Here is a 26943-nt window from a genome sequence, read left to right as displayed (position 1 = left end):
CACAGCCCGACGGCCCCGGCCGGACGGGGTTTCTCACCCGTCCGGCCGCCCGCCTCAGCGCAGGGTGCCGTTGGTCATTCCCGCGGGTTCCTCCGGCACGGCGATCAGGCCGAGCTCGGAGGGCGCCGCCATCAGGGGATGGCTGGGGACGACCCGGACGGTGTAGCCGAAGGCTCCGGTGCGGTCCAGCGGGATGGTGCCGCCGAAGACGGCCTTGCCGTCGTCGCCGACCGTCTCCAGGGCGAGGTCCGCGTACGCCGGGCCGACCAGCTCGTCGTGCAGTCCGACCAGGCCGTAGGCGGCCTGGACCCGGATGTCGCCGGGCTCCAGCTCGCCCAGGGCGATGGTGGCCCGCAGCTCCAGCGCCGCCCCCACCTCGGGGGTGTCCGCCAGGTTGGAGGCCTCGACGTGTTCGACCCGGATCCCCGGCCACGCCTGGGAGACCTTCAGCCGCCACGCGGCGAAGGCCTTGGCCGGCTCGTACCCGTCCGCCAGCAGAGCCCGCGCGGACTCGGCCGCCGGGGTGTAGAGGCCGACCACGTAGTCGCGGAGCATCCGGCCGGCCAGCACCTTGGGACCGAGGGAGGTCAGGGTGTGCCGGACCATCTCCAGCCAGCGCAGCGGCAGGCCGTCGGAGGCGCGGTCGTAGAACCGGTCGGCCACCTCGTGGTCGATCAGGTCGTAGAGCGCGCCGGCCTCCAGCTCGTCACGGCGGTCGGGGTCGGTGACGCCGTCGGCGGTGGGGATGGCCCAGCCGTTGGTGCCGTCGTACCACTCGTCCCACCAGCCGTCGCGGATCGACAGGTTGAGCCCGCCATTCAGCGCGGCCTTCATCCCGGACGTGCCGCACGCCTCCAGCGGGCGCAGCGGGTTGTTCATCCATACGTCGCAGCCCTGGACGAGCAGCTGGCCCAGGGCCATGTCGTAGTCGGGCAGGAAGACGATGCGGTGCCGGACGCCCTCGGAGTCGGCGAACTTCACGATCTGCTGGATGAGCTTCTTGCCGCCCTCGTCGGCCGGGTGCGCCTTGCCCGCGATCACGATCTGGACCGGCTTGTCCGGGTCGAGCAGCAGCTCGCGGAGCCGGTCGGGGTCGCACAGCATCAGGGTGAGCCGCTTGTAGGAGGGGACCCGGCGGGCGAATCCGATGGTCAGCACGTTCGGGTCGAGGGCGTCGTCGATCCAGCCGAGCTCGGCCTTGGAGGCGCCCCGGTCGAGCCAGGAACGGCGCAGCCGCTCGCGGGCCCCCTCGACCAGCCGGGCCCGCAGCCGCCCGCGGATCTCCCAGATGTCGGCGTCGGAGATCTTGTTGACGCCCTCCCAGCCCTGGGCCCGCTCGACCAGCGTGGGCAGCTCGCGGCCGGCCAGCTCCATGATCTCGCGGCCGACCCAGGTGGGCGCGTGCACGCCGTTGGTGATCGAGCCGATCGGGATCTCGTCGAGGTCGAAGCCCGGCCACAGGCCTTGGAACATCTCCCGGCTGACCTCGCCGTGCAGCTCCGAGACGCCGTTGACCCGCTGGGCCAGCCGCATGCCCATGGCGGCCATGTTGAACTTGCCCGGCTCGTCCTCGGCGCCGAGTGCCAGGATGCGGTCCACCGGGACCGTCGGCCAGGCGTTGTCGCCGCCGAACTGGCGGGCGATCATGTCGCTCGGGAAGCGGTCGATGCCGGCGGGGACGGGGGTGTGGGTGGTGAAGACCGTCCCGGCGCGGACCGCCTCCAGAGCCTCGTCGAAGGAGAGCCTGCTCTCGGTGAGCTCGCGGATGCGCTCCAGCCCGAGGAAGCCCGCGTGGCCCTCGTTGGTGTGGAACACCTCGGGCTCGGGGTGGCCGCTGACCCGGGAGTAGGCCCGGATGGCGCGGACGCCGCCGACGCCGAGCAGCAGCTCCTGCATCAGCCGGTGGTCGGTGCCGCCGCCGTACAGGCGGTCGGTGACGTCCCGGGCGGCGTTGTCGTTCTCGGCCACGTCGGAGTCGAGCAGCAGCAGCGGCACCCGGCCCACCTGGGCCACCCAGACCTGGGCGTGCAGCGTGCGGTGCTCGGGCAGGGTGATGCCGACGCGCACCGGTGTGCCGTCCTCCTCCTTGAGGAGGGTCAGCGGCAGGCCGCCGGGATCGAGGGACGGGTAGTGCTCCAGCTGCCAGCCCTCCGGCGAGAGGGACTGGGTGAAGTAGCCGTGGCGGTACAGCAGGCCGACGGCCAGGATCGGCACGCCGAGGTCGCTGGCCGTCTTGAGATGGTCGCCGGCGAGGATGCCCAGGCCGCCGGAGTACTGCGGCAGGGCGGCGGCGATGCCGTACTCGGGCGAAAAGTAGGCGACGGCCCGTGGGGCGTCGGGAATCGTCTGATACCACCGCGGCGCGGTCATGTACTCACGGAGGTCGTCCGCCGCGTCGGCGACCCGCCGGAGGAACCGGCGGTCGGCGGCCAGCTCGCGCAGGCGCGCCGGGTCGACGGCGCCTAGCAGGGCGACCGGGTCGTGGCCTACACGCTCCCAGACGACCGGGTCGACCTCGGCGAAGAGATCAAGCGTCTCGGGATGCCACGACCAACGAAGATTGTGGACAAGCTCGCCGAGGGAGGCCAGCTCCGGAGGAAGGACGGTGCGGACGGTGAACCTGCGGATTGCTCTCACGCTGCCAGACCCTAGTTACTCAGCGCCACGAGGGCGACCCCAACACTCACGCGACTCCCCCTCACCGCTATCAATAGCCCCCAAACACCCCGAAGTCAGGTTGATCGTGGCCCAGTGCAACGCGCCGGGAGGAAGAGGTCCCGCATTCTTCCTCCGACAGGCATGAAGATGGACTATTAGGGCAACGCATCTATGGACTGCAGTGCTCTGCTCCCCGGACCCGGCCGTTCGCAGGGGGAGCGGGACGCCGACCCGCCCCCGGGGCCGATGGCGGGGTGTTTGAAAACGCGAAGATCTTTTTTGCCGACTTTCTCCGGCGGTACCGGGCGTGCCGTCGCTACCTTGAGACGCGATGATCGGACGAATCCCAATCCAGGACATCCAGCCCACGGTCGACTGCGGGCGCCGCCCCGCCAAGGCTGCCGCGGGCGAGACCTTCGAGATCGCCGCCACCGTGTTCCGGGAGGGACACGACGCGGTGGCCGCCGGAGCCGTTCTCATCGGTCCCGACGGCGTGCGCGGCCCGCTGCTGCGCATGAGTGAGCATGCTCCGGGCACCGACCGCTGGGGCGTCGAGGTGACGCTGCCCACCGAGGGCGACTGGCACTTCCGCGTCGAGGCGTGGAGCGACCCCATGGCCACCTGGTTCCATGACGCGGGCATCAAGATCCCACGCGACATGGACGCCGAGCTCATGTGCGAGGAGGGCGCCCGGCTCTTCGAACGCGCCGCCAGGGCCGTACGGCCCGCGGACTGCGGAGGTGTGCCCCGCAGACCCGCCGCCAGGCCCGGAGCCGCGGGCGGCGGGGCCGCGAAGGGCAGAACGGCGAACGGCAGGACGGCGAAGGGGGCGAAGACTCCGGGGAAGGCCGCCCGCGGCGTGACCCTGAGCACCGGGCGGGCCGAGGCGGCGGTGCTGGAGGCGGCCGCGGACGTCCATGTCTGCGGGCACCGGGCCGCGTTCCTGGCGGTGGCGGCCAAGCTGCGCGACCGGGATCTCGACCCGCGCGCCCGGTTCTCGATAGCCCAGCTTCCGGAGACGGCCGAGCTGCTGCACGCGCACCCGCTGCGCGACCTGGTGACGAAGTCGCCCCGGCGGATGATCCGGGTCGACCGGCGCAGGGCGCTGTTCGGATCGTGGTACGAGTTCTTCCCGCGCTCCGAGGGGGCGATCGTCGAACAGAGCACCGCCCCCAAGTCCGGAAATTTCACGACTGCTGCGAAGCGGCTGCCCGCGGTCGCCAAAATGGGCTTCGACGTCGTCTACCTGCCGCCGATCCACCCGATCGGCCGCAGTTTCCGCAAGGGCCGTAACAACACCCTGACGCCCGAGTCCTACGACCCCGGCTCCCCCTGGGCGATCGGCTCCGAGGAGGGCGGCCACGACGCCATCCACCCCGATCTCGGCAGCTTCGACGACTTCGACGCCTTCGTGGCCAGGACCCGCGAGCTCGGCATGGAGGTCGCCCTCGACTTCGCCCTGCAGTGCGCGCCCGACCACCCGTGGGTCAAGGAGCACCCGGAGTGGTTCAACATCCGCGCCGACGGCTCCATCGCCTACGCGGAGAACCCGCCGAAGAAGTATCAGGACATCTACCCACTGAACTTCGACAAGGATCCGGAGGGCATCTACGCCGAGGTCAAGCGGGTGGTCCGGCTCTGGATGGACCACGGCGTACGGATCTTCCGGGTGGACAACCCGCACACCAAGCCGGTGGCGTTCTGGGAGCGGCTGCTGGCCGACATCAACTCCACCGACCCGGACGTGCTGTTCCTGGCCGAGGCCTTCACCCGCCCGCCGATGATGCAGGCGCTGGCCAGGGTCGGTTTCCACCAGTCCTACACCTACTACACCTGGAAGAACTCCAGGCAGGAGGTCGAGGACTACCTGGGCGAGCTCTCCGGCGAGACGTCGCACTTCCTGCGCCCGAACGTATTCGTCAATACCCCCGATATTCTCCACGAATACCTCCAGCACGGGGGAGTCCCGGCATTTCGCATCAGAGCGGTCCTCGCGGCGATGGCGATGCCGACCTGGGGGGTATACGCCGGATATGAACTTGCGGAGAATGCCCCGGTTCGTCCGGGTAGTGAAGAATACCTAGATAGCGAGAAATATCAGTACAAACCTCGCGATTGGGCAGCAGCCGAACGTGAGGGCCTTAGCCTGGCTCCCTTCATCACGCAACTTAATTTGTTGCGAAGAGCACACCCGGCGCTCCAGGAACTGCGTAACCTACGGTTCCATAGCGTCGACCATCCGGACGTGGTCTGCTTCTCCAAGCGGCTGCCCGGCGCCCATGACACGGCCACACGACGGCACGGCATGGGCGACGTGGTTCTGACGGTCGTGAACCTTGATCCACACAACACCCATGAGGCCACGGTGTCCTTGGACATGCCGGCCCTCGGTCTCGACTGGCGTGCCGAGTTCGTCGTGGACGACGAACTGTCGGGCGAGTCGTATCGCTGGCGGCAGGACAACTACGTGCGCCTCGATCCCCATATCCACCCAGCGCACATCTTCACTTTGCGTGCCGCGACGGCGAACCAGCGGTGAGCCGGCCGGGTGCGCGATACCGGCAGAACAGCGGGGAGTCCACTGGTGAGTCAGCTACCTGAGCCCATTCCGAACACCTTCGACGAGGAGAAGCCGCGCGATCCCTACTGGTTCAAGCGCGCCGTTTTCTATGAGGTGCTCATCCGGGGATTCGCCGATTCCAACGGAGACGGCACCGGAGACATCCGCGGTCTCATCAACCGGCTGGACTATCTCCAGTGGCTGGGGGTGGACTGCCTCTGGCTGCTGCCCCTGTACGAGTCTCCGCTCCGCGACGGTGGTTACGACATCGCGGACTTCATGAAGATCCTTCCCGAGTTCGGGGATCTCGGGGACTTCGTGAAACTGGTGGACGAAGCGCACAAGCGGGGCATGCGCGTCATCGCCGACCTGGTGATGAACCACACCAGCGACCAGCACCCCTGGTTCCAGGCCTCCCGCCACGACCCCGAGGGGCCGTTCGGCGACTTCTACGTCTGGAGCGACTCCGACGAGAGGTACCAGGACGCCCGGGTCATCTTCATCGACACCGAGACGTCCAACTGGTCGCACGATCCGGTGCGGGGCCAGTACTACTGGCACAGGTTCTTCTCCCACCAGCCGGACCTCAACTACGAGAACCCGGATGTCCAGGACGCGATGCTGGAGGTGCTGCGGTTCTGGCTCGACCTCGGCATCGACGGCTTCCGGATGGACGCCATCCCCTACCTGTTCGAGCAGGACGGCACGAACTGCGAGAACCTGCCCAGGACTCACGAATACCTCAAGCGGGTCAGGGCCGAGGTCGACCGCCTCTACCCGGACAGGGTGCTGCTGGCCGAGGCCAACCAGTGGCCGGCCGACGTGGTCGAATACTTCGGCGACCCCGCGACCGGCGGCGACGAGTGCCACATGGCGTTCCACTTCCCGCTGATGCCGCGCATCTTCATGGCCGTCAGGCGGGAGTCCCGCTACCCGATCTCGGAGATCATGGCCCAGACGCCGAAGATCCCCGAGAACTGCCAGTGGGGCATCTTCCTGCGCAACCACGACGAGCTCACGCTTGAGATGGTGACCGACGACGAGCGCGACTACATGTACTCCGAGTACGCCAAGGATCCCCGGATGCGGGCCAACGTCGGCATCCGGCGGCGGCTGGCACCGCTGCTGGAGAACGACCGCAACCAGATCGAGCTGTTCACCGCGCTGCTGCTCTCCCTGCCCGGATCTCCCGTCCTCTACTACGGCGACGAGATCGGGATGGGCGACAACATCTGGCTGGGTGACCGCGACGGCGTCCGTACCCCGATGCAGTGGAGCCCCGACCGCAACGCCGGGTTCTCCGACTGCGACCCGGGGCGGCTGTATCTCCCGGTCATCATGGACCCGATCTACGGCTACCAGGCGATCAACGTCGAGGCGCAGCAGAAGAGCTCCGGTTCGCTGCTGCACTGGACCAAGCGGATGATCGACATCCGCAAGCGGCATCCGGTCTTCGGGCTGGGGGCGTTCACCGAGCTCAACTCCTCCAACCCGAGTGTCCTGGCCTACGTGCGCGAGCTGGGCGACGACCGCATCCTGTGCGTGAACAACCTCTCGCGGTTCCCGCAGCCGGTGGAGCTCGACCTGCGCCGGTTCGAGGGATCCGTCCCCGTCGAGACCATGGGCGGGGTTCCTTTCCCACCGATTGGTGAACTTCCGTATCTTTTGACGCTCCCTGGGCATGGGTTCTACTGGTTCACTCTGCCGCCCTCAAACCAGGAGGCGTAAAGCCGTGTTGACGGAGCTCCTTACCGGCTGGATCACCCATCAACGATGGTTCGCCGGTAAGGGGCGGCCGATAGACGAGCTCGTCGTCGACTCCGACATCGAGCTCGCCCACCGGCTCCGTCATCTGATCATCTCGGTCCATCAGGCCGGGACGCACGACCGCTACCAGCTCCTGCTCGGCACCGACGGAGACACCTCCGGCCGCTACAGCCACTCCCGGATCGGCGACGGCTGCTACGACGCCGCCTACGACCCCGACCTCACCGCCACCCTGCTCACCGGGATGGCCGAGGGCCGCGACCTCGGCCCGCTGCGTTTCCGCCACCTGGAGGGGGTGGAGATCGACACCTCCCTGCGCAGCCTGGTGCTCGGCGCCGAGCAGTCCAACACCTCCCTGGTGTACGGCGACACCTACATCTGCAAGCTGTTCCGCCGGCTGATCCCCGGCCTCAACCCCGAGCTGGAGATCGTCACCGCCCTGGCCCGGCACGGCTCCCAGCACATCGCGCAGCCGTACGGCTGGATCGAGACCGAGCTCGACGGCGCGCCCACCACGCTGGCGATGACCCAGGAGTTCCTCGCCACCGCCAACGACGGCTGGGCCCTGGCCCTGGCCAGCGTCCGCGACCTGTACGCCTCGCTCGACCCCTCCGCCTCCGACGCGGGCGGCGACTTCAGCTCCGAGGCCTACCGGCTCGGGGTGGCCACCGCCGAGGTCCACCACGAACTGGCCGCCGCGTTCCCCACCGACGTGATGGACGGGCAGGAGGTCAAACAGATGATGGAGGACCACCGCCGCCGCCTGGCCGCCGCGATCCGTGAGGTGCCCGAGCTCGCCGAGCACGCCCGGGTGGCCCAGGAGGCCTACCAGCGGGTCGCCGACGTGGTCTCCGAGATCCCGGTCCAGCGCGTCCACGGCGACTACCACCTCGGCCAGGTGATGCGCACGACCGGCGACTGGGTCGTCCTGGACTTCGAGGGCGAGCCCGGCCAGCCCCTCGACGAGCGCCGCGCCCTGTCCTCGCCGCTGCGGGATGTGGCCGGCATGCTGCGCTCGTTCGACTACGCCGCCCGCCACCTGCTGGCCGACCACCCCGACGCCGAGGAGCTGCGCCCCCGCGCCGTCGAGTGGGCCGAACTCAACCGCTCCTCCTTCCTGGCCGGCTACTCCGCTGGCGGCGGTCGCCTGCACGCCGAGGACGCCGTCCTGCTCCGCGCCCTGGAGCTGGTGAAGGCCGTCTACGAGGTCACCTACGAGGCCCGCAACCGCCCGACCTGGCTCCCCATCCCGCTGGCCGCCTTCCAGATGGGCCGCTGACGTCCTGCGGTGGTATGTCGTATGTTGGGACCCGGTCCGCCATCTCTCCTTACCACGGCGCACCACGACCGTCCCAGGACCGTCGTTTCCGGCGGCTTCCCGCTCCCGGGGCTCAGGCCGCCGTGGCGCGCAGCGCCGCGATGAACCACTCGAACGCCGGAGCGCTGGACGGGAACGGCGGCCGGCCATTGATGATCCCCATCAGCTGCCAGTAGCGCTCCACTCGCCGGTCGGTGAACGTCTCCAGCTGGTCGGCCAGCCGTACGCGCTCGTCGGCGGGGGTGGCGGCGTCGACGATCCGGCCGAGGACGGCCCCGCCCTCGGCGGAGTCCGGGGCGATCCCCGCCGCCACCGCGCCACCGGCGTGCTCCAGGACCGGTGCGGGGTCGTACGGCCGCTGCTCGGCCGGCTCCGCGCCCGTCACCGCCATCTGCCGCACACGCTGCTGGAACGCCTCGTCGGCGACGAGCTCGGCGAGCTCCACCCAGGCGTCCACCTGCTCGGTGGTGGGGTCGTCCGGCAGCTCCGCCGGCATCTGGCGCATCGACCGCGCGATGTGGGTCCCCGGCGCGTCGGGGGCGAGACCGGCGAAGGCCTGGTCGACGAAGTCGTCGATGACGCGCTGCCGCTCCTGTGCGGACAGCCGGGAAAGCTTGTGCATGAGTCTCATCTCCTCGGTGGTGCTTCCTCTGCGTGCGACCGACCGCAGCACCGCGCGCCGTAACTGGAGGATCCGGATCTCCGCGTCCAGGGCGTCGGCGTGTGCCCCGGCGAGGTCGGCGACGGTGCCCTTCCCGCGCAGCACCCGCCGGACCGTGTCCAGGTCCAGGCCCAGTTCGCGGAGCGTCCGAACCAGGTCCAGGCGGGCCGCCGCCTCGGCGTCGTAGAGCCGGTAACCGCCGGCCGAGCGACACGTCGGCGGAACGACGCCGATGTCGGACCAGAAACGGATGGTCCGCACCGGCAGGCCGGTGCGATGGGCGAGCTGTCCGATGGTGAACAGCTCGGTGCGGTCGTTCACGGGACCAGCTTCGACCTTCCAGCCACTGGAGACTCAAATTCATTATCGCGCGGAGTTCTACCGTCCGACGATTTCCCCATGGCGCCCGGTACCGGACAGGCCCGAGACTGGTCCCGATGCGCACGACGGCACCGGAGTCGGACCGAGACGGCGGAGGCGGCTCGACTCCTCCCCACGGCCGAAGCCCGGGGTCTCCACGCTCAAGGAGATTCGATGACGACCGAGCCCACCGGACCACCCCCGACGGTGCGGCGACCGGAGCTGGATGCGATCCGCACCCTTGTGGTGGTCGGACTGGTGTTCTTCCACTCGGCGCTGGTGTTCGACACGCGCGACGACTACTACGTCAAGAACGCCGACACCACCGAGGTGACCACGATCCTCGCCGGCCTCGGCGTGGTGTGGGCGATGCCGATGCTCTTCCTCATCGCCGGCCTGGGCTCGTGGTATTCGCTGCGCAGGCGCGGCCCCGCCGGATCCGCGACCGGCTGGCCAGCACGGCGGAGCGGCGCGGCGCGATACTGCTGCCTGCCGTCCCGGTCGCGGCGGTCAGCGCGCTGGCGGGCTTGGAGGAGGGGTTCGCCGCCTGGAGCCGCTGGGCGTACCTGCTCTTCTTCCTGTACGGCTTCGTGCTCGCGGCCGACGAGCGGTTCTTCTCGACCGCCGCCGCCCGGCGCCGGACACCGCGCGGGGTCCGGCGGACAGCCGTAACCAGGAGCGGGGCCGGGGGCGTCGGCTGTACGGCTATCTGGCCGCCGCCGCGCTGCCGCTGTACGTCCTGCACCAGCCGATCGTCGTCGCGGTCGCGTACGGCGTGGTCGGCTGGCATGCGCCGATCCCGGTCAAGTACGTCGTGATCGTCGCGGTCTCGCTCACGCTGACCGTGGCGGCGTACGACCTGCTGGTACGGCGCACCCGGGTGACCCGGTCCCTGTTCGGGATACGCGGGTAGGCGCCCCGGCCCGTGACACGATCCACCGGCCGCCGGCTCCCGGCCTTGTTCGGCAACGAACCTCGACTACTACGAAATTTCTTGAAATCGACTGAAAAGTAGGGCATATGACATCGAAGCAGGCACTCATCGTGCGGGGCGGCTGGGACGGCCACCAGCCCGTCGAGGCGACCGACCTGTTCATCCCCTTCCTTGAGAAGAACGGCTACTCCGTCCGCATCGAGGACTCACCCCGGATCTACGCCGACACCTCCGTCATGGGCGGTGTCGACCTCGTCGTGCAGTGCTTCTCGATGGGGTCGATCGAGCCGGACGCGCTCAGCGGGCTCCGGTCCGCCGTCGAGGCGGGCACGGGTTTCGCGGGCTGGCACGGCGGCATCACCGACGCCTTCCGCGACAACCCCGACTACCTCCAGCTGGTCGGGGGCCAGTTCGCCTGCCATCCGGGGAAGCCCGAGGCCGAGCGGACCGGTGAGCAGAGCGACAACTACGTGCCGCACCGGGTGAACATACTGCCTGCGGCGGCCGACCACCCGATCACCCGGGGGATCGAGGACTTCGACCTGGTCACCGAGCAGTACTGGGTGCTGGCCGACGACTACTGCGACGTGCTGGCCACCACCACCCAGGCGGTCCGCGACTTCGACCCGTGGCACCGGCCGGTCACCTCGCCGGCGGTCTGGACCCGGTCGTGGGGAGCGGGGAAGGTCTTCGTCTGCACCCCCGGACACCGGGTGGAGGTCCTGGAGGACCCCAACGTCCGGACCATCGTCGAGCGCGGTCTGCTGTGGGCCGGCCGGTGAGCACGGTCAGCGCACCCCTCGGAATCGGGATCGTAGGTTGTGGCCGCTCCTGCTGACACGCCGGTGTCGAACAGGACAGCGGGGGCGGCGTATCCGGGCTTTTCCCACGATGCCCACACCCTCTGTAACATAGGGAAACGTATCGACTACGCTAGGTGACCATGCATGAAGATCATGCTTGGCTGGCGAGCATGACACTGAACAGGGGTTTCATCGCGATCGCGATAGTGGTCGTGATCACCGGAGGGGTGGCGGGGTCGGGGTCCGCCATCGACGGTGCCGCCCGGAACGCCGTCCCGCGGGTCGCCACCCGAAGTACGGTCCCCCAGGTCGAGGCATACCTTGACGCCATCCGCCACGAGCCGGGGCGGCTCCGGGAGTTCGTGTCCGATCTCCCCAAGGGCGCCGACCTGCACGCGCACCTGTCGGGCGCCGTGTCCACCGAGTTCCTGCTCCGCTCCGCCGGACGCGACGGGCTGTGCGTCGACACCACCTCCTTCGCCGCGTCGGCGGCACCGTGCGGTACCGGCCGGCGACCGGCCAAGGACGCGACCACCGACACGCGCTTCGCCGACGAGGTCATGCGAGCGTGGTCGATGCGGGGGTTCACCCCGGGGACCGAATCGGGCCGCGACCACTTCTTCGCGGCGTTCGGCAAGTTCGAGGCCGCGAGCTCCCACAAGGGAGAGATGCTGGCCGCGTTCGCCTCCCAGGCCGCGGCCCAGCACGAGTTCGCGCTGGAGGTCATGCTGTCCCGCCAGTCGGCGGCGGTCCACAAGCTCGTCAAGAAGGTCGGGGCCGGCACCGACCTGGCGCAGCTGCGCAACCGGCTGCTCGCCGGCGGCGCGATGGCCAAGATCGTCAAAGCGGCGCGCACGGACGCCGACACGGACATCGCCCGGATGCGCACCGGTCTCCGCTGCGGCCGTACGGGCGCCGACCCCGGCTGCGAACTGCCGCTCCGTTTCATCTTGCAGGTCACCCGCACCTCCGCGCCCGAGGTCGTCTTCGGCCAGATGGTGCTGGGATTCGAGCTGGCCAAGGCCGACAAGCGCCATGTCGGCGTCAACCTCGTCGCCCCGGAGGACGACCCGGTCGCGCTGCGCGACTACCGGCTGCACATGCGCATGCTCGGTTACCTGCACAGCCTCTATCCCAAGGACCCCAAGGCCCACATCGCCCTGCACGCCGGTGAGCTCGTTCCCGGCCTGGCTCCGGCCGCGGACCTGCGGTTCCACATCCGCGACGCCGTGGAGACCGGCCACGCCGAACGCATCGGGCACGGCGTCGACGTCAGCGGCGAGGACGACCCGGACGGCCTGCTGACCGAGATGGCCCGCAAGCACGTGCTCGTCGAGATCGCCCTCACCAGCGACTGCCAGATCCTCCGGGTGTGCGGGGCCCGGCACCCGTTCGCGACATACCGCAAGGCGGGCGTGCCCGTCGCCCTCGTCACCGACGACGCGGGGATCGAACACACCGACATGACCGACGAGTACATCCGGGCGATCACCGACTACGGGCTGCACTACACCGACCTGAGGACCATGGCCAGGGCCGCGCTCGACCACAGTTTCCTGCAGGGCCGCAGCCTCTGGCGGGCGACCGACGACCACACACCGGCGCCGGAGTGCGCGGGCTCGCCCCTCGGCGGCGCCAAACCCGCCACGACCTGCCGCACGTTCCTGAAGGGCAGCGCGAAAGCCAGAGCCGAGTGGCGGCAGGAGGCCGCCTTCGCCACGTTCGAGACCCGTTACGACGGCTGACGGCGAACGGCACCCGGCGACCCTGTCCATCGGGTGATCCACCCCGGCGGAGACGGGCACCCGGGGTGCGGGAGTAGGAGGCCCACCTGCGGGGAGACTTACGCCGAGGAGGGGCGATGCCGAGCACATCGACGGTGGACGGGTTCCGGCTCCGCTACGACGTCGCGGGCGAGGGACCACCTGTCGTGCTGCTGCACGGGTGGCCCGGTGACCGGACCGACTACCGGCACGTGGTCCCCCTGCTCGCGTCCACCCACCAGCTCGTCGTACCCGACCTGCGCGGATTCGGGGAGTCCGACAAACACCTCGCCGACCCGTCGGAGCAGTACGGCGCCGCCGGGCAGGCGCGCAGCGTCGTCGGCCTCATCGAGGAGCTCCGGCTCGACCGGCCGGTGCTGGGCGGGTACGACATCGGAAGCCGGATCGCCCAGCAGGTCGCGCTGACCCGTCCCGACCTCGTCGGCGGCCTGGTCCTGTCTCCGCCCCTGCCGGGCATCGCCGAGCGGGTGTTCGGCGAACAGGCTCAGCGCGAGTTCTGGTACCAGGCGTTCCATCGGTTGCCGCTGGTCGAGCACCTGATCGACGGCAGGCCCGAGGCCGTACGCGCTTATCTGACACATTTCTGGTCACACTGGTCGGGTCCGGATTTCGAGCCCGACATCGACCACCTGGTCACCGACTACGCGGAGCCGGGGGCGTTCGCCGCCTCCATCGCCTGGTACCGCGCCGGCGCCGGGACCGTCGCCGCGTCGGCCGCCGAACGCCAGCCCGACCCGGCGCGTCGCGTCGCCACCCCGGCCATCGTGCTGTGGCCCGAGCACGACCCGCTCTTCCCCCGGGACTGGTCCGACCGGCTGACGGCCTTCTTCAGCGATGTCGAACTCCGGCCGGTCGACGGAGTCGGCCACTTCATCCCCCTGGAATGCCCCAGAGAATTCGCCGATGCCGTGACGGCGGCCGGCCCCTGACCCCGGTGGCGGGTTCGGAGGCTGTCGTGAACCTCGTCGGCGATCGCCGTCAGCTTTCCAGGAGTGGCAGGACCACGATCGTCATCGCCGGTCCGGGTCGGCGACGTGCAGAGCGAATCCGCTGGTGCCGGGAGATTCTCGACCCGGTACCAGCTCCGAACCGTCCTGGTATGTCAGGCCGGTGTAGTCGCCGCCGGACTCCGGGCGGTACGGGATCGGTTCGGTGGTGAAGGCGGTCGCGAGTCGTTGCCGGTACCGTTCGGCGATCTCGGTGTAGTGCTGGTCGTCCAGGTGGCCGGCACTGTGCTCGACGAACGGCGGCAGCACGTCGAACCCGGTGAAGGACAGCACGCCGTGGTTGATCGGGAACAGCAGGTCGTCGATGGGGCCGTTGACTCCCCGTTCGGTGTAGTGCCCGATCCTGCCGCCTACGGTGGTGGCGACCATGGCGCGTTTGCCGACGAACGGACCCGCACCGTAACGCGGTATCTTCGCGCCGTACGCGAAGTCGTAGGTGAACACCCGGTCGATCCATCCCTTGAGGATCGCGGGGGCGGTGAACCACCACAGCGGGAACTGCAGGATGACCAGGTCGGCGTCGAGCAACTTCTGCTGTTCGGCGCGGATGTCCTCGGTGAGCCGCCCGGATCGGTAGGCCTCTCCGGAGGCATGCATGAAATCCGGACCGGTGATGTCGTCGAAGTCGGTGAAGTCGGCCGCCGCCTGCCATTTCATGGCGTACAGGTCGGTGACCACGACATCGTGGCCGTCCGCGCGCAGGGCGCTGACGGCGAGGTCCTTCAGGGAGCCGGTCAGCGAGTTCGGGTCGGGGTGTGCGTAGACGATCAGTACGTTCATGCCGACGATCCTGCGCCCGCCGCCGGGCATCGGCCAGAGACCTCGTTGTCCACCGGACACGGGTTCCTAGGACTGGCAGGGCCACCATCGTCACGACCGGTCCGAGTGATCTATGGGCATACTGGGATGTATGGATGACCTCGGGGATCTCGGCGCATTCCTGCAGTCGCGTCGAGCGCACGTGCCGCCGGAATCGGTCGGCGTCATCGTCGGTGGCCGCCGACGGGTGGCCGGTCTGCGACGCGAGGAGCTGGCGCACCTGGCGGGCGTGAGCGTCGATTACTACACCCGGCTTGAGCAGGGCCGGGCGACACAACCGTCGGAGCAGGTGCTGGACGCACTGTCACGGGCGCTGCAACTCGACGACGTGGCCCGCGAGCACCTGCACAAGCTGGCCAGACGGCGCAACCGCCGGCCGCAGCCGACCAGCTATCCGGCCACGACGCGGCCGCACCTGCGGCAGCTCCTCGACACGATGTCGGAATATCCAGCGATGATCCTCAACCACCGCATTGACGTGCTGGCGTACAACCGGCTGGCCGGTCTGCTGTACTGCGATCTGGACCAGGTGCCGGTCGACGACCGCAATCTGGCCAGGATGATCTTTCTCGACGCCGACCGCTTCGACCTGTACGCCGATCGACCGTCGTGCACCGCCGACACCGTGGCCCACCTGCGCCACGCCGTCGGCGAGTTCCCCGATGACCCGGAGCTGGTCGCGCTCATCGGTGAGCTGTCCATCGGCAGCCGCCGGTTCAGCGAACTGTGGGCCGCCGCCGAGGTCAGCGTGCGCGGTCACGGATCGCAACGCCTTCGGCACCCGATGGTCGGCATGATCACGTTGCATCAGGAACGCTTCATGCTGCCGGACGGTTCCGGCCAGGAGCTGATCACCTTGATTCCCGAACCGGGCAGCATCGATGAGGACAATCTTCGACTGCTCGCCAACCTGGGCGCCGACGACACCGGCGCACCGCGGTCGCGGCCCTCAGTCGACCGGTTTGCTCTCCCCGACCGGATCTCGGACGGTGAGCCGTCCTTCTGACGTGTCCGGTGCAGATGGAGGCTGCAGCGCTGGCCGCGGGTGACCAGCGGGGCGAAAGATGTGCCTTCACGGAGCCGCCGACAAGCGTGCAGATCTACCTTGCGGATCCGACGGGCGGCGACTCGTCCGGACGACCTGTCGGGCGCAGAGTCTGTGTCAATGGACGGCCACGCACTCAGAGGGATCCGCGGTGGACCTGAGCTCGGTTCGCGATCAGAAGATCGCGATCGGATTGACCGCGAGCCCCGTGGTGCCCGTGATGCGAGGCGGCGCGAGAACGAGCATGAAGCTCCACCGCTGCAGGGAGGCGCACCGGTCGGCGAGGTCGTCGAGGTCGGCGGCGTCCACCAGCGGCAGACCGAGCCGTGCCAGTGCGACCTGATGCATCGGCATCGGGAAGCTCGGTGGGCGGGCGTCGCTGATGTCACCGATATAGAGGGCCGCACCGTGCTCGTCCAGCCAGTCGACGGCGCTGAGGTCCAGCCCTGGTACGGGCTGCGTCATGGGCTGGTTCACGTCCCAGCCACCGCGGACGACGATCGCGTCGCCTGGGTGCACCGACGTACCTGCTCGGTCGAGCGCCGCGTCGAGGTCTGTTCCGCTGACGCGGTAGTCCGCGTCGAGACTCCCGCCATCGGGGGCCAGGTCCAGGAGGACGCCCCGCGTGACGATGCCCCCAGCGGCGTGGTCAGCGGAGGCGTGACGTACCCCGGTTGGTGTGATGGCGTCCTGCAGCGGGACGCCGGGATAGACCTTGTCGCCGACAGGAATGTGAGAGAGCGCGTCGAAGTGCGTCAGTCCGGCGTTGTGCGTGTTGATGAGCAAGGAGTCCGTGAGGGCCATGGGTCGGGCTCCGTTGAAGTTCACGACCTGCATGACGGGTGCAGGCATCGTGGCGGGACTCCCAACGGGCGCGAGGCCGGTGGTGAGCGGTATGGGGGTAGTGGGACGCGCAAGGCTCACCGAGGTCGCGTCGTGTACTTCGGCCGCGGCGCGTGACCGTGCCGCGTCGTCGATGAGGTTCAGCGCACCGATCTCGTCGGTGTCACCCCAGCGTCCCCAGTTGAGGGGCAGATCGTTCTCGGTCATCCGAATCTCTTTCCTTGTGTCCGGGGGCTTCGCCGCAGCATCGTGCCGCGGCGGAGCCCCACCGAATCCACCTGCCCTGCGTGCTCCCTGCGACCCGGAGGGCGGTATCCGTTGATCACGCGCGTGCCGACTCCGGCGTGTGGAGGCTCGTCAGCCGGTTCAGGGCGGCGCGGAGGCTGGTGCCTCCGGTGCCACGGGCGCTGAGGTAGCCGTCGGGGCGGACGAGGATCCAGTCCCCGTCGGTCGCGGCCAGTGTGTCGTGGACCCGGCCGTCGGGGTCCCACACGCCGTGGTCGTCGTCCGGGCGCTCCCGGCTGATCGTCACGGTGCCCACCCAGGCCGGTAGCGCCCCGGTCTCGGCGGTGAGGTGATCCTGCCCGGTGGTGTCCTCGCTCCCGGTGAAGACGAGCAGGTGCCAGGCAGGCGACCTGAGTTCCGCCCGCAGGATTGTCCAGCCGGGTGACTGGGCGTCGGCAGCTGAGAGCTGTGTGAGTCGCTCGCCGGGTCGCGGACCCTCCCCCGGTTCGTCGCCGGCCACCGTCAGAGGGCTGTCAGGGTAGGAGATGGCCAGACCCGACATGTTCCGGATGAGCTGGCGCTGGAAGCCACGAGCGGTGTCCACGGAGTGCGTGGAGCCTTGGGTGTCGTGAGTCGTGTCGACCATGACGGTGTTCATGACCTCGCCGGTGGAGGCGAGCAGGGCCTGGCCGATGGGCACGCGCTCGGCGTCGTAGGTGTCGAGCAGCGTGGCATCGGCGTGGCCGTGAATGACCATGGCCAGCTTCCATGCCAGGTTGTACGCGTCCTGGATGCCGGTGTTGAGGCCCTGTCCGGACGCCGGGGAGTGGACATGGGCCGCGTCTCCCGAGACGAAGCACCGTCCGACGTGCATCGCGGGGACCGCGCGCTGCTGGATGGTGAACTTCGACGTCCAGCTGGGACTGTCCACGACGGTGTCGCGCCGCAGGGCCTGTGACAGCTTGGTGCTGAACTGGCGGGCGATCTGCTCGGGGTTCTCCGGCTGCCCTTCGCCGGTCGTGTCCAGCAGCCGCCACTTGCCCGGCTCGGGGAACGGGAACAGCATCAGCGTGCCGCCCGGCGGGAACAGCCAGTGCACGCCATCGATGTCCACATCGGTGTGCACGATCGCATCGGCGATCAGCCACGTGTGGGCGGGTTCACCCGTCAAGGGGAGCTGGAGGGTCTTGCGGACGGTCGAGTGTCCGCCGTCACAGCCCCACAGGTACCGTGCGCGCACGGTCTCCTTGGCCGCTCCGGCGCCGTCGCCGCTGCGCAGCACGGCCGTGACGGCGTCGTCGTCGTGCTGGAACGACTCCAGCCTCGTGTGCCACTCCACCGCGACCCCGGCCGACGCGGCATGTCCTCTAAGGACGCGTTCGATGATCACCTGATCGACGTTGAACATGTACGGGAAGCGCGTCGGCAGGCCGGCGAAGTTGAAATCGAGCCGATTCGAACGACCGTCCTGATGGATGACGAACGTGTTGATCCGCGTTCCGTGCGGCGCGATCTCGCCGAGAATCCCGAGTTGGTCGTAGATCTCCAGGCTCCGGGCATGGCAACCCAGCGCACGGCTGGTCGTCGCCGGGCCAGCCGCAGCATCCACCAAGCGAACCGACACCCCCGACCGTGCCAGCGCTGATGCCGCCATCAGCCCCACTGGACCGGCCCCTGCCACGAGGACGTCGACGTCATAGCCTGTCATGCAACCACGCTCCCTGCGTTAGCTTAGCTGACACAGGGACGACATCTCACGAGCGAGGAGACCCGCGAACCATGACGGCTGAAGATTCCTCGGAGGCATACCTGCCGCTGCCCGCACTCATGCAACGAGGCGTCAGATGGTTCTCCGACGAGCTCGTGGCGCGCCTGGACGCCGCGGGAGTGGCCCTCGTGACGCCGGCGCACACGACCGTGCTCGCGCACCTGAATCACGACACGTCCCTGAGCATCGCCGAACTGGCCCGCCGTGCCGGCGTCACCCGCCAGACGATGCACCGTGCCGTCACGCAGCTCATCGACGAAGGCCTCCTGACCAGCACACCGGGGCCCGGGTTTCCGCGCAGCACCCTCATCCGGCTGACCGATGCGGGCTGCCAGCGTCGTGACGTCGCCCTAGGAATTCTTCGTGACCTGGAACAAGTTCTCGGTAGCCAGCTGGGATCTACGACAGTGGCGGAGCTTCGCGACACCCTGACGCGAGCGTGGCCGCGCTGAAGGCTCGCCCACGCCTTCGACGTCACCTGGGACGACGCCCACCGCAGGCCGCGCAGCAGACGTTCTCCACGGAGCGCGACCCGCGAGATCCGTACCACCGGCCGCTCCAGCGCGACGTCCTCAGCGATCAGGACGCGGCCGTGCTGTTCCAGGCTGCCCGTTTGCAGTTCGACTTTGCGGGTGTGCCCGCTGACTACCTCGGCTCGGCGGGCGCCAGGAGTCGGCGAGCGCCCAGTGCGCGATGGCGTCACCGCTCCGGTCGGGCGGGCTGTAGGGGTAGGTGACGTGGTTGGCGACCTCCGCGAAGAACCGGGCCTGCTCGGCTTCGGTGCCGCCGGCCGAGGCCGGCAGCATCATCGCGCGCCGATAGCGCACCGAACTCGTGCTGCCCCGCCGTACGATCTGCTGCAGCTTCTGCCCCTCCTGGTCGGTCAGGCTGCGCACACGGACAGGCTCAGCCACCGCGCCTCCAGCGGTCGAATGGGCGTCACCGCACATCCAACCGCCACAACCGCCAAGCTATGCGGTCAGAGCACTAGCGTGTGATTCAAGGAAAGCCCCTGCGGCCAGGGGCTTTCCTTGCTTCCTGAGGTTGGGTTAGAAGTCGAACTCGCCCTTCTTGGCTCCGTCGACGAAGGCGTCCCAGACACTGGCGCTCACCACGAAGGGCGCCTGCTCGGGGGCCTCGGTGTCACGAAGACCGACCCGGCCACCCGACAGCGGAGCCACCTCAAGGCAGTCGCCCTGGTTGGACCCGCTCTTGGTGGCCTTGCGCCAGGCCGCGGTCTTCAGTTCCTCGTTCAGGTCCACAGCTTCTCCGCCTCTCTGATCAACGCGATGGACGCATGCCGAGGCTGCGCCTCAGCTCGCAGGGCGTCATATCTGCTCTGTATAACTTCGACATCTTCCAGGCGATTTGTCACGTGCCCGTTGGTCGCGGAATCGATGTAGACCGTGTCCGGGCTTCCGGGAAGCTGGGCGATCACGAAGCCGCCGAGGATTCCCGTCGTCATGCCCAGCTCCAGCGGGACGATCTGGATGCCGATCCGCGGGGACTCCACCGCCTCCGCGAGGCGTTCGAGCTGGCGACGCATGACCTCCCGGCCGCCGATGGGCCGATGCAGGACACCTTCGTCCAGCACCGCGCGGAACAGCGGCGGGTCGGCGCGGGTGAAGATCTCCTGCCGCTCCATGCGGGCGGCGACGGCCCGCTCCACCTGCCGCTCCGAGATGCCGGGCTCGCCACGGATGACCGCCCGTGCGTACTCCTCGGTCTGGAGAAGGCCCGGCACGACGAGCGGCTGCCAGGTGTGCAGGGCGCGCGCCTCCTGCTCGACGTCCAGCCAGCCCCGGAACCACCGGGGGCTGGCGTCCCGGGTGGCGTGCTCCCAGAGGCGGACGAGCTCTCCGCCCGCCTTCAGGGCGTCGTCGCAGCGCTGCGCGAAGTTACGGCTCGGCGTGCGCTCACCTCTCTCGATGAAGCCCAACAGGCTCCTGCTGAACTGTGTTATTTCAGCTAAGCATTCTTGCGTTAGATTGGCCGCTTTTCGGCGCCTGCATATTTCAGCACCGAAGAAGACCAGCGGCTTCATCGTGGGGTCAAACTCGGAAGATGCGGACATTTTTGCTCCGTCCGACGGGGGGACACCGTCCGGGCACACTGATGGCACAGCTCCGCTACAAACTGTCGCACTGATGTGCCTCGACTTCTACTGCACAACGTAGCCGGTCGGGAGCACTCTGTGAAAGGGCTTCGGCAGCCCGTTGGGCCACCGAACGGGCCCTCTCGTGACCGCCGACAAGACTCTTATAGAGCCCTCGCAAAAATCACGGTAAATGTCCGGATTAAAGGGACGAAAAATGGGCGACGGGGTCGTGGAAATGCGTGATCCACCGGGACGTACGCGTGGTGCGAAGCAACAGAGATGTCACCTGCGCGTCAGCCGTACGAACACTGACGAAAGCCACCGAGCGGTTCGAGCGCGCACCGAGAGGTGACGGGGCGGACACCCGGCACGCGCTCCGCAGATCCCACACGAAAACGGGGCCCGCCACGGCATCACAGGCCAGGCGAGCCCCTTGACCGGACACAGGAGGTCCGATCCGATGCACCACCATAAAGGTTTCCGCCCCATCCGGGTCCGCTGGCACGCAGATCGGCCGCCCATGCCGCTCGGCTGCCGCTGGTGCGGGCACCCGCCGTACGCCCACGAGGCCGCGAGCCTGCCGCACCGCACCCACCACGACTGGCACCAGCCCACCACCGCCCAGGTCCACGCCCGGATGTCCGTACGGCGCCGCCTCGGCCTGGGCGGCCGTCCACCGGCCGTGACACCGCCCCGCCCCGCCCACCCCGGCACCCCGCCGCACCGGCCCGAATCCCCACCCCGCCCGCCATACCGGCCCAGCCTCCCGCCGCCCGGCCCCGGCACCCCGCCACCGCACCGGCCCGAACCCCCGATCCTCTCCCCCGGCAGACACCGGCGGCTGGAACGGCCCGCGACCCCGGCCACCGGCCCGTATCGGCACGGCCGGCCACCCGGCACCCGGCCCCCGTCCGATGCGCGCGGGCCGTACGGGAAGGAGGTGACGGTGTGAACGGGGCATGGCGGAATGGGCGGCACCGGCGGGGGCTGCCCGCCATACAGGTCCGCCCGGCGGAATGGGATGTCGCCGACCGGGCGTCCGCCGAGCAGCTGGATCGGCTGGAACCCACCTGGGCCGTCTGGTACGGCGTGGGCGCGCGACGCTTCTACGCCGTCGCCGCCTGGCCCGCGCCCGGCCCCCTCCTCGTATGCGCCCGCACCACCGCCGAACTGCGCGACCTCATCCGCCAAGCCGAACAGGCGCCGGCCTCCAATGCCCTGAATGCTCGTCCCGCGCTCCGCCGACCGCAGCAGACACCCCTGGGAGCCCCGATGCCCGAGACCCCGGACGGCGCGCAGACCGTCTGCTGGCAACTGCCGCACGACCTGTCGGTCGTCGGCAAGGCCCGCGCTCTGGTGAACGAGACCCTCACCGCGTGGAAGCTGCCGGACCTCGCCGACGACGTGGTCCTGGTGGCCGGAGAGCTGCTCGCCAACGCGATCGGCTACGGCGAACCGGTGGTCGGACTCGCCCTGCGGACCGGAGACGGCGAACTCCGTGTCGAGGTCGGCGACCGCGGCCTCGATCTACCGCGCCGCCTCGACCTCGGCATCGAAGCCGTCCACGGCCGCGGCCTGGCCATCGTCGAAGCCCTCGCCGACGACTACGGCGTCACCCCGTTCCCCGACCGCCCCGGCAAGGCCGTCTGGGCCCGCTGGCGCCTCCCCCGCTGATGTCCCGGCCCGTCCGGCGAGCGTCCGCGCCCCGACGGGCTCGCCTCCGTGGCGGGAGCCCGACCGTCCTCAGGTGTATGAAGGGTCGGGGTCCGCCTGTTTCGTGTCGGCCTGAAGAAGTGCCATCAGTTGCCAGCTGTCGGTCGAAGGGTTCCTCGAATGCTCTTTTCCGTCGGGGTCGAGCCTTCGAGCCCTGTCACACGCGGCGTCGGACGACCCCCAGATCTCAGCGATTCAGCCGCCGTCGAAACGGAAGATGAAGATCTCGTTGTACGTGATGGATCTGCCGGTTGGCGGGCCGTCCGTCAGGGCGCGGTCGGCCACTCAGGCTCCCCATAGCCCATGAGCACTTGCAGCATGGAGGCCGGCAGGAAATTCCTCAGCTGCAGGATCCGCCGCTCAACCGAGAAGACCCTCGAACGCGCTTGCCGTCCGGCATGGGTGCAGCTCTTCTACAGGGACTGGTTCGCCCGGCTCACAGGGCCTCTACAGAAGAGCTGCACCTTCTTGCCGCGGATCATGACGGTGGGGGGTGGGGAACGCCGATGTTGATCAGAGCCAGGAGGCGGTCAAGGAGACCAGTGTCTGCGGGGGTCTGCTCGCTGGCCCAGGCGATGGCGTTGGCGAGCATGAGGAGGTCGGCTATGTCGAGCTGCGCAGGGGAGTTGCCGTGGTGTTGAGCGCGGCCAAGTAGGGCGGTTCCGGTGGCGTGGATCATGTGGTGGCAGGCGGCCAAGGCGGTGCTGGTCTCAGGGGTGGGCTGGGCGATCATCTGGGTCGCGACCAGACCCCGCATGGCGGTCGCGTGGCGGGCGATGGCACGTAGCCAAATGCGCAGCGCCTCGTCTGGGGACGGATGTTCCAGCAGTTCACGGCCTTGGGAGCAGAGGGCCTCGACGTCGCCGCCAATGATCGCGACCAGGAGGGCTTGCAGGTTGGGGAAGTGGCGGTAAAGCGTGCCAGGTCCGACGCCCGCCCGTTGGGCGATCTTGTTAAGTGAGGCATGGGGGCCTTGTTCGGTGAACACGGCCCGTGCCGCCTGGAGGAGCCGCTCACGGTTATCGCGGGCGTCGGCGCGCTGTGGACGACGACCGTCCCCAGGACTGCTCTTCATGGATGCCCCCGGGTTGATAAGCGGAGAAGTTCTCCGTACTCTAGCCGAACCTAAGCGGAGACATTCTCCGTATGTGAGAGGAGCGGCAGGATGAGGATCGGGTTGGCAGTTGGCGATCTGCGGGGACCGGTGACGGCTGCGGAGCTCGTCGGCCAGGTTCGCAGTGCCGCCGAACGCGGGTTGAGCGGCGCATGGGCGTCTCAGGCATTCGGTTGGGACGCTCTGACCGCCTTGGCGGTGGCTGGTGTCCAGGTGCCGGAGATCGAGCTGGGGACGGCGGTCGTGCCTGTTCCGCAGCGCCACCCCCTCGTCCTGGCCAGTCAGGCGCTGAGCGTCCAGGCGGCCACAGGCAACCGGCTCACCCTGGGCATCGGGGCGGGGATCTCGATGATGGTCACCGACATGTACGGCCTGCCCGCCGATCGCCCCGCCGCTCGGATGCGCGAGTACCTGTCGGTCCTGGGTCCGCTGCTGCGGGGCGAGGCGGTCTCCCACCAAGGCGAGACCCTGACGGCCGCGGGCCAGGTGGGTGTCGCGGGTACGACGCCGCCGCCGGTGCTGCTGGCCGCTCTGGCTCCTGCGATGCTGCGCCTGGCCGGAGAGCTCGCCGATGGGACCGTGACCTGGATGACCGGCCCCCGGACCCTGGCCGACCACATCGTGCCCTCGATCACCAAGGCCGCCGAGGCCGCGGGCCGCCCGTCGCCGCGCGTAGTCGCCGGGCTGCTGGTCAGCGTGACCGACGACGAACACGGTGTTCGCGGGCGGATCGCCGAACAGTTCGGTCTGGCCGGCCAGGTCCCTGAGTATCGGGCGGTCCTGGACCGGGAAGGGGCCGCCGGTCCCCAGGATGTCGTCATCGTGGGGGACGAAACCCAAGTCGAACGCCAACTTCGACGGCTTCAGGACGCAGGAGTGACCGACTTCTTCGCCGCACCCTTCGGCAGCCCGGATGAACAGGACCGCACCATCGAAGTGATCGCGGCCCTGGCCCAAACCAAGCGCCACCAGAGCTGACCCGGCACGGCCCGTGAGCTACCCGCAGACGGCGGCACCGCATCGGACTCGGTGATTGGCTGAGCTGGGTGGACAGGTTCCTACAGAAGAGTCACACCCGTCCGGCATGGATATCCATTTGAGGTCGCCGCCTCTTTCCGGTTCGCACGGATCGGGGATGCCACCCGGGATTGGGCCCTATGGCGGATATGAGCACACGATGCCTTCCTGGCTCCGTGAAACAGGAGGTCGTTCACCAGCGGGACTGTGAGATGCGATCGAGCGTGGCCCTGGCCTCAGCGGGGTCGAAGCCGTCCAGCGCCTCCCGCATCAGGTCATCCGCCTTCCGCCCGGCGTCTCGCTGCGCCTGCTGGACGGCCGACAGCACCTCCTCGGCCAGCGTCGCGCTGTCCAGCCGGAGGGACCGAGGTCCGAACGTGACGTCGAGCACCTTCCCGTCCGCGGCGACCTCCGCCCTGACCTGACCGGACGCCCCTTCGCCCACACCGACGATCTCGTCCATCCCGGCCTGTGCCCCTTCGAGCCATGCCACCATCGCATCGGCCTGGCGAGCGGTCTGTTCCAGGTCTTCGTCGGGGACGTAACCAGAGTCCATGGGATCAGGATTCACCCTTCAGGAGCTCACGGGCCACTTGCTCCACCCGTTCACGGACAAACGTCGCATCCAACGGCTCCGGCAGGGTCGCGGTGCCGTCCAGAGCCACGCCCACTATCTCTTGCGTCTGGCGCTCCGCGTCGGACTGGGCCTGCTGGAGCGCGGCCACCACCTCCTTGCCGAGGGCTGAACGGCCGAGCCGCATCACACGGGGATCGAACCGAACCTCGGTGATGCCGCCCCGCCCGTCGGAGGCGACCCGGATGAGGTCGTTCGCACCCCGGCCCTCCCCGACGACGCGGCGGACAGCCGCCTCCGCCTCCTGAAGCCTCCCCATCGCCTCCCTCGACTGCTTCAAGATCTGTTCGAGCAGCTCGTGGTCATCCTCGGGCCAAGGTGTCATTCGTCGGACTCCCAGCGGTTCAACGTCCGTCAAGCGGCCGGTCCGGTACGGGGCCGATGACCGAATCACGATGGTAGATCCTTAAATCGAGCGAAGGCGACCGATCCCGTGATGATCGCGTTAACGTTGGCGGCATGAGCGCAGAGCTGTACCTGGACCACAGCGGGGTGGAGGGGTCCTCCCGCGAGATCGCACTCCATGGCGAGGACTACCGGACGCACGCCGGCACAGGTCAGGGCCTGAGCGGTGACTCCTGGGGTGACACCAGCCTGATCCGTGGCTTCGTCGCCGAACTCGACGACTGCCCGTTGACCGAGGTACGGCAACGCCTCGCCGCGTTGGTCCTTCAGACCGGCGACGACCTGAACACCGCCGTCGGCCGCTCCCGGGACGCCGAGACCGCCAACTGGCAGGCCGCCCGGCGACTGGAGGAGCGGCCATGACGATCACCGAGCCGCACGGACTGCAGCCGATACTCAACGCCATGGGGGTAAGCGTCCCCCGCATCGACACGGACGGCATGCAGCGTGGCGGCGCCGAGCACGCCGGCCGGCAGGCCGGCACCGACCAGGCCGCCACCCACACCCTGGCCACGATCGACCGCACCATCGGATCGGCCGGGCAGAGCGGACCGGCCTACACCGGTGACGCCGCCGACGCCCTGGGCCGTCATTCCGCCCACACCCGAGAGCTCCTGGCCCAGACCAGTGCCGCCACCCAGCACATCCCCGCAGTGCTCAACGGCGCGGCCAAAGTGGTGACCAGCGCCCAGACCGCGGTCATCGCCATAGCCGTCTCCACCGCCGTGTCCGCCTATGTGAAATCCCTGTCCGGAGGCCCTCTCGGCCCCGCACAGGCGACCGCCGTAATCCTTCAAGGCCGCCAGAGAGCGGGACTGGTCCTGAACGAAGCCAGTCACGGCGCCAACACCACCATCGCCGGCATCTTCCGGCGGCTGGTGACCAAGCCGCTCCAGAACGTCCTGGAACGGCTGCGGTTCCCCTCCGGTGGGGGCCCGCTCCCGGCCACCGGCCCCACCATCTCCCGCACCGGTCCTGTCAGATTCGGCGGAAACATCCAGCCGAACCGCGGCCACACCCTGCAAATGAAGTGGGGTAAAAACAGGGGCGGAGATGGTGCGTCGAACACCCCTTCCAAAGAATTGCTGAATAGCGATCCCCTGGTAGGCAAAAATGGGAGTGCAAAAATAACGTCAAAGGTGGAGGGGCACGTTGACGATAACAACACGGCAGCGATCAGAGCGGCGAATGAGCGTGATGCCATAAAGGAAATGCCATTTCAAACTTCTAGGATGAAAGGTAGAGCAAATGAGCTCGATGAAGACGTCAAGAGCCGGCAGAGGGGACCGAATTGAGATCACCACGATGCCGGACGCCGACAATCCAGAACTTCGCTGGCCGAATTTCCGAGGCCGCCGTCTCAGATCTTTCGCGGCCATGAGCGCGATACCGCCCATGTGAAGTTGATTT

The 26943-nt window shown here is 68.8% G+C and carries 26 protein-coding genes; 14 read left to right on the top strand and 12 right to left on the bottom strand.

Translation table 11 applies throughout. The features are described from left to right. Positions 1–54: 54 nt before the first annotated feature. Positions 55–2637, bottom strand: coding sequence for an alpha-glucan family phosphorylase (gene glgP, locus OHA77_RS27565; protein ID WP_406312341.1), 2583 nt, complete (start codon positions 2635–2637; stop codon positions 55–57). Between the two features lie 352 nt (positions 2638–2989). On the opposite strand from glgP, the gene OHA77_RS27560 reads away from it, so the two are divergent. The 3 genes from OHA77_RS27560 to OHA77_RS27550 are packed head-to-tail and all read left to right on the top strand — an operon-like array spanning position 2990 to position 8264. Next, positions 2990–5197 (top strand): alpha-1,4-glucan--maltose-1-phosphate maltosyltransferase, encoded by a 2208-nt coding sequence (locus OHA77_RS27560; RefSeq protein ID WP_406312340.1) that lies wholly within the window; start codon positions 2990–2992, stop codon positions 5195–5197. Positions 5198–5242: 45 nt separating this feature from the next. Further along, positions 5243–6946, top strand: a complete 1704-nt coding sequence (treS, locus tag OHA77_RS27555) for a maltose alpha-D-glucosyltransferase (RefSeq protein ID WP_326825288.1) — start codon at positions 5243–5245, stop codon at positions 6944–6946. A gap of 4 nt (positions 6947–6950) precedes the next feature. Then, on the top strand, positions 6951–8264 hold the full coding sequence (locus OHA77_RS27550; RefSeq protein ID WP_406312339.1) for a maltokinase N-terminal cap-like domain-containing protein: 1314 nt from the start codon (positions 6951–6953) through the stop codon (positions 8262–8264). Positions 8265–8376: 112 nt separating this feature from the next. On the opposite strand, the gene OHA77_RS27545 is transcribed toward OHA77_RS27550, so the two are convergent. After that, entirely contained in the window at positions 8377–9285 is a 909-nt protein-coding gene (locus OHA77_RS27545; protein WP_406312337.1) for a MerR family transcriptional regulator, read from the bottom strand. Between the two features lie 213 nt (positions 9286–9498). Between OHA77_RS27545 and OHA77_RS27540 the strand changes: the two genes are divergently transcribed. Then, complete coding sequence (locus OHA77_RS27540) at positions 9499–9996, top strand: hypothetical protein (protein ID WP_406312336.1); 498 nt, start codon at positions 9499–9501, stop codon at positions 9994–9996. Positions 9997–10029: 33 nt separating this feature from the next. On the opposite strand, the gene OHA77_RS27535 is transcribed toward OHA77_RS27540, so the two are convergent. Then, the gene (locus OHA77_RS27535; RefSeq protein WP_406312334.1) at positions 10030–10263 is read right to left on the bottom strand and encodes a hypothetical protein; all 234 of its coding nucleotides are present in this window, start codon (positions 10261–10263) and stop codon (positions 10030–10032) included. Between the two features lie 81 nt (positions 10264–10344). Between OHA77_RS27535 and OHA77_RS27530 the strand changes: the two genes are divergently transcribed. The 3 genes from OHA77_RS27530 (at position 10345) to OHA77_RS27520 (ending at position 13774) form a co-directional block, all read left to right on the top strand. After that, positions 10345–11040, top strand: a complete 696-nt coding sequence (locus OHA77_RS27530; RefSeq protein ID WP_406312333.1) for a ThuA domain-containing protein — start codon at positions 10345–10347, stop codon at positions 11038–11040. Between the two features lie 191 nt (positions 11041–11231). Beyond that, positions 11232–12806 carry a hypothetical protein gene (locus OHA77_RS27525; RefSeq protein ID WP_406312332.1) on the top strand — a complete coding sequence of 525 codons (1575 nt, stop codon included), beginning with the start codon at positions 11232–11234 and terminating at the stop codon, positions 12804–12806. A gap of 116 nt (positions 12807–12922) precedes the next feature. Then, entirely contained in the window at positions 12923–13774 is an 852-nt protein-coding gene (locus OHA77_RS27520; RefSeq protein WP_406312331.1) for an alpha/beta fold hydrolase, read from the top strand. An 81-nt stretch (positions 13775–13855) separates the two neighbouring features. Here OHA77_RS27520 and OHA77_RS27515 read toward each other — a convergent pair whose 3' ends face one another. Continuing rightward, a complete protein-coding gene (locus OHA77_RS27515) occupies positions 13856–14632 on the bottom strand; it encodes an NAD(P)H-dependent oxidoreductase (protein ID WP_406312330.1) in 777 nt (258 codons plus the stop codon). A gap of 130 nt (positions 14633–14762) precedes the next feature. Here OHA77_RS27515 and OHA77_RS27510 point away from each other — a divergent pair, with 130 nt between their 5' ends. Continuing rightward, entirely contained in the window at positions 14763–15677 is a 915-nt protein-coding gene (locus OHA77_RS27510) for a helix-turn-helix transcriptional regulator (RefSeq protein WP_406312329.1), read from the top strand. Between the two features lie 213 nt (positions 15678–15890). On the opposite strand, the gene OHA77_RS27505 is transcribed toward OHA77_RS27510, so the two are convergent. Both OHA77_RS27505 and OHA77_RS27500 read right to left on the bottom strand, forming a co-directional pair. Continuing rightward, positions 15891–16766 (bottom strand): cyclase family protein, encoded by an 876-nt coding sequence (locus tag OHA77_RS27505; protein ID WP_406312328.1) that lies wholly within the window; start codon positions 16764–16766, stop codon positions 15891–15893. Between the two features lie 115 nt (positions 16767–16881). Then, positions 16882–18492 carry an FAD-dependent monooxygenase gene (locus tag OHA77_RS27500; RefSeq protein ID WP_406312327.1) on the bottom strand — a complete coding sequence of 537 codons (1611 nt, stop codon included), beginning with the start codon at positions 18490–18492 and terminating at the stop codon, positions 16882–16884. A gap of 71 nt (positions 18493–18563) precedes the next feature. Between OHA77_RS27500 and OHA77_RS27495 the strand changes: the two genes are divergently transcribed. Next, positions 18564–19004 carry a MarR family winged helix-turn-helix transcriptional regulator gene (locus tag OHA77_RS27495; RefSeq protein ID WP_406312326.1) on the top strand — a complete coding sequence of 147 codons (441 nt, stop codon included), beginning with the start codon at positions 18564–18566 and terminating at the stop codon, positions 19002–19004. 120 nt (positions 19005–19124) lie between these two features. Here the strand turns inward: OHA77_RS27495 and OHA77_RS27490 are convergent, their stop codons facing one another. The 3 genes from OHA77_RS27490 to OHA77_RS27480 all read right to left on the bottom strand — a co-directional run bounded on the left by OHA77_RS27490 (position 19125) and on the right by OHA77_RS27480 (position 20596). Next, positions 19125–19466 carry a hypothetical protein gene (locus tag OHA77_RS27490; protein WP_406319973.1) on the bottom strand — a complete coding sequence of 114 codons (342 nt, stop codon included), beginning with the start codon at positions 19464–19466 and terminating at the stop codon, positions 19125–19127. Between the two features lie 135 nt (positions 19467–19601). Further along, positions 19602–19814 carry a DUF397 domain-containing protein gene (locus OHA77_RS27485; RefSeq protein ID WP_406312325.1) on the bottom strand — a complete coding sequence of 71 codons (213 nt, stop codon included), beginning with the start codon at positions 19812–19814 and terminating at the stop codon, positions 19602–19604. Further along, the gene (locus OHA77_RS27480; protein ID WP_406319881.1) at positions 19805–20596 is read right to left on the bottom strand and encodes a helix-turn-helix domain-containing protein; all 792 of its coding nucleotides are present in this window, start codon (positions 20594–20596) and stop codon (positions 19805–19807) included. Before OHA77_RS27480 ends, OHA77_RS27485 begins: the two co-directional genes overlap by 10 nt. A gap of 514 nt (positions 20597–21110) precedes the next feature. On the opposite strand from OHA77_RS27480, the gene OHA77_RS27475 reads away from it, so the two are divergent. Next, on the top strand, positions 21111–21602 hold the full coding sequence (locus tag OHA77_RS27475; protein ID WP_406312324.1) for a hypothetical protein: 492 nt from the start codon (positions 21111–21113) through the stop codon (positions 21600–21602). Then, on the top strand, positions 21599–22324 hold the full coding sequence (locus OHA77_RS27470; RefSeq protein ID WP_406312323.1) for an ATP-binding protein: 726 nt from the start codon (positions 21599–21601) through the stop codon (positions 22322–22324). Before OHA77_RS27475 ends, OHA77_RS27470 begins: the two co-directional genes overlap by 4 nt. A gap of 517 nt (positions 22325–22841) precedes the next feature. Here the strand turns inward: OHA77_RS27470 and OHA77_RS27465 are convergent. After that, positions 22842–23438: a TetR/AcrR family transcriptional regulator gene (locus OHA77_RS27465; RefSeq protein WP_406312322.1), complete on the bottom strand. Its 597-nt coding sequence runs from the start codon at positions 23436–23438 to the stop codon at positions 22842–22844. Positions 23439–23528: 90 nt separating this feature from the next. On the opposite strand from OHA77_RS27465, the gene OHA77_RS27460 reads away from it, so the two are divergent. Next, entirely contained in the window at positions 23529–24455 is a 927-nt protein-coding gene (locus OHA77_RS27460) for a TIGR03564 family F420-dependent LLM class oxidoreductase (protein ID WP_406312321.1), read from the top strand. A gap of 232 nt (positions 24456–24687) precedes the next feature. On the opposite strand, the gene OHA77_RS27455 is transcribed toward OHA77_RS27460, so the two are convergent. Together OHA77_RS27455 and OHA77_RS27450 are read right to left on the bottom strand one after the other, a co-directional pair. Beyond that, a complete protein-coding gene (locus tag OHA77_RS27455; protein ID WP_406312320.1) occupies positions 24688–25050 on the bottom strand; it encodes a YbaB/EbfC family nucleoid-associated protein in 363 nt (120 codons plus the stop codon). 4 nt (positions 25051–25054) lie between these two features. Beyond that, positions 25055–25486 (bottom strand): YbaB/EbfC family nucleoid-associated protein, encoded by a 432-nt coding sequence (locus tag OHA77_RS27450; protein WP_406312318.1) that lies wholly within the window; start codon positions 25484–25486, stop codon positions 25055–25057. Positions 25487–25587: 101 nt separating this feature from the next. Between OHA77_RS27450 and OHA77_RS27445 the strand changes: the two genes are divergently transcribed. Together OHA77_RS27445 and OHA77_RS27440 are read left to right on the top strand one after the other, a co-directional pair. After that, positions 25588–25896, top strand: coding sequence for a hypothetical protein (locus tag OHA77_RS27445; protein WP_406312317.1), 309 nt, complete (start codon positions 25588–25590; stop codon positions 25894–25896). Then, positions 25893–26828: a hypothetical protein gene (locus tag OHA77_RS27440; protein WP_406312316.1), complete on the top strand. Its 936-nt coding sequence runs from the start codon at positions 25893–25895 to the stop codon at positions 26826–26828. The genes OHA77_RS27445 and OHA77_RS27440 overlap by 4 nt, the downstream gene beginning before the upstream one ends. Positions 26829–26943 lie beyond the last annotated feature (115 nt).

It is taken from the genome of Streptosporangium sp. NBC_01639 (assembly GCF_045209755.1).
Classification (GTDB): Bacteria; Actinomycetota; Actinomycetes; order Streptosporangiales; family Streptosporangiaceae; genus Streptosporangium.
The sequence above is the reverse complement of the archived record's forward strand: the minus strand, read 5'-3'. Positions and strand labels throughout refer to the sequence as shown.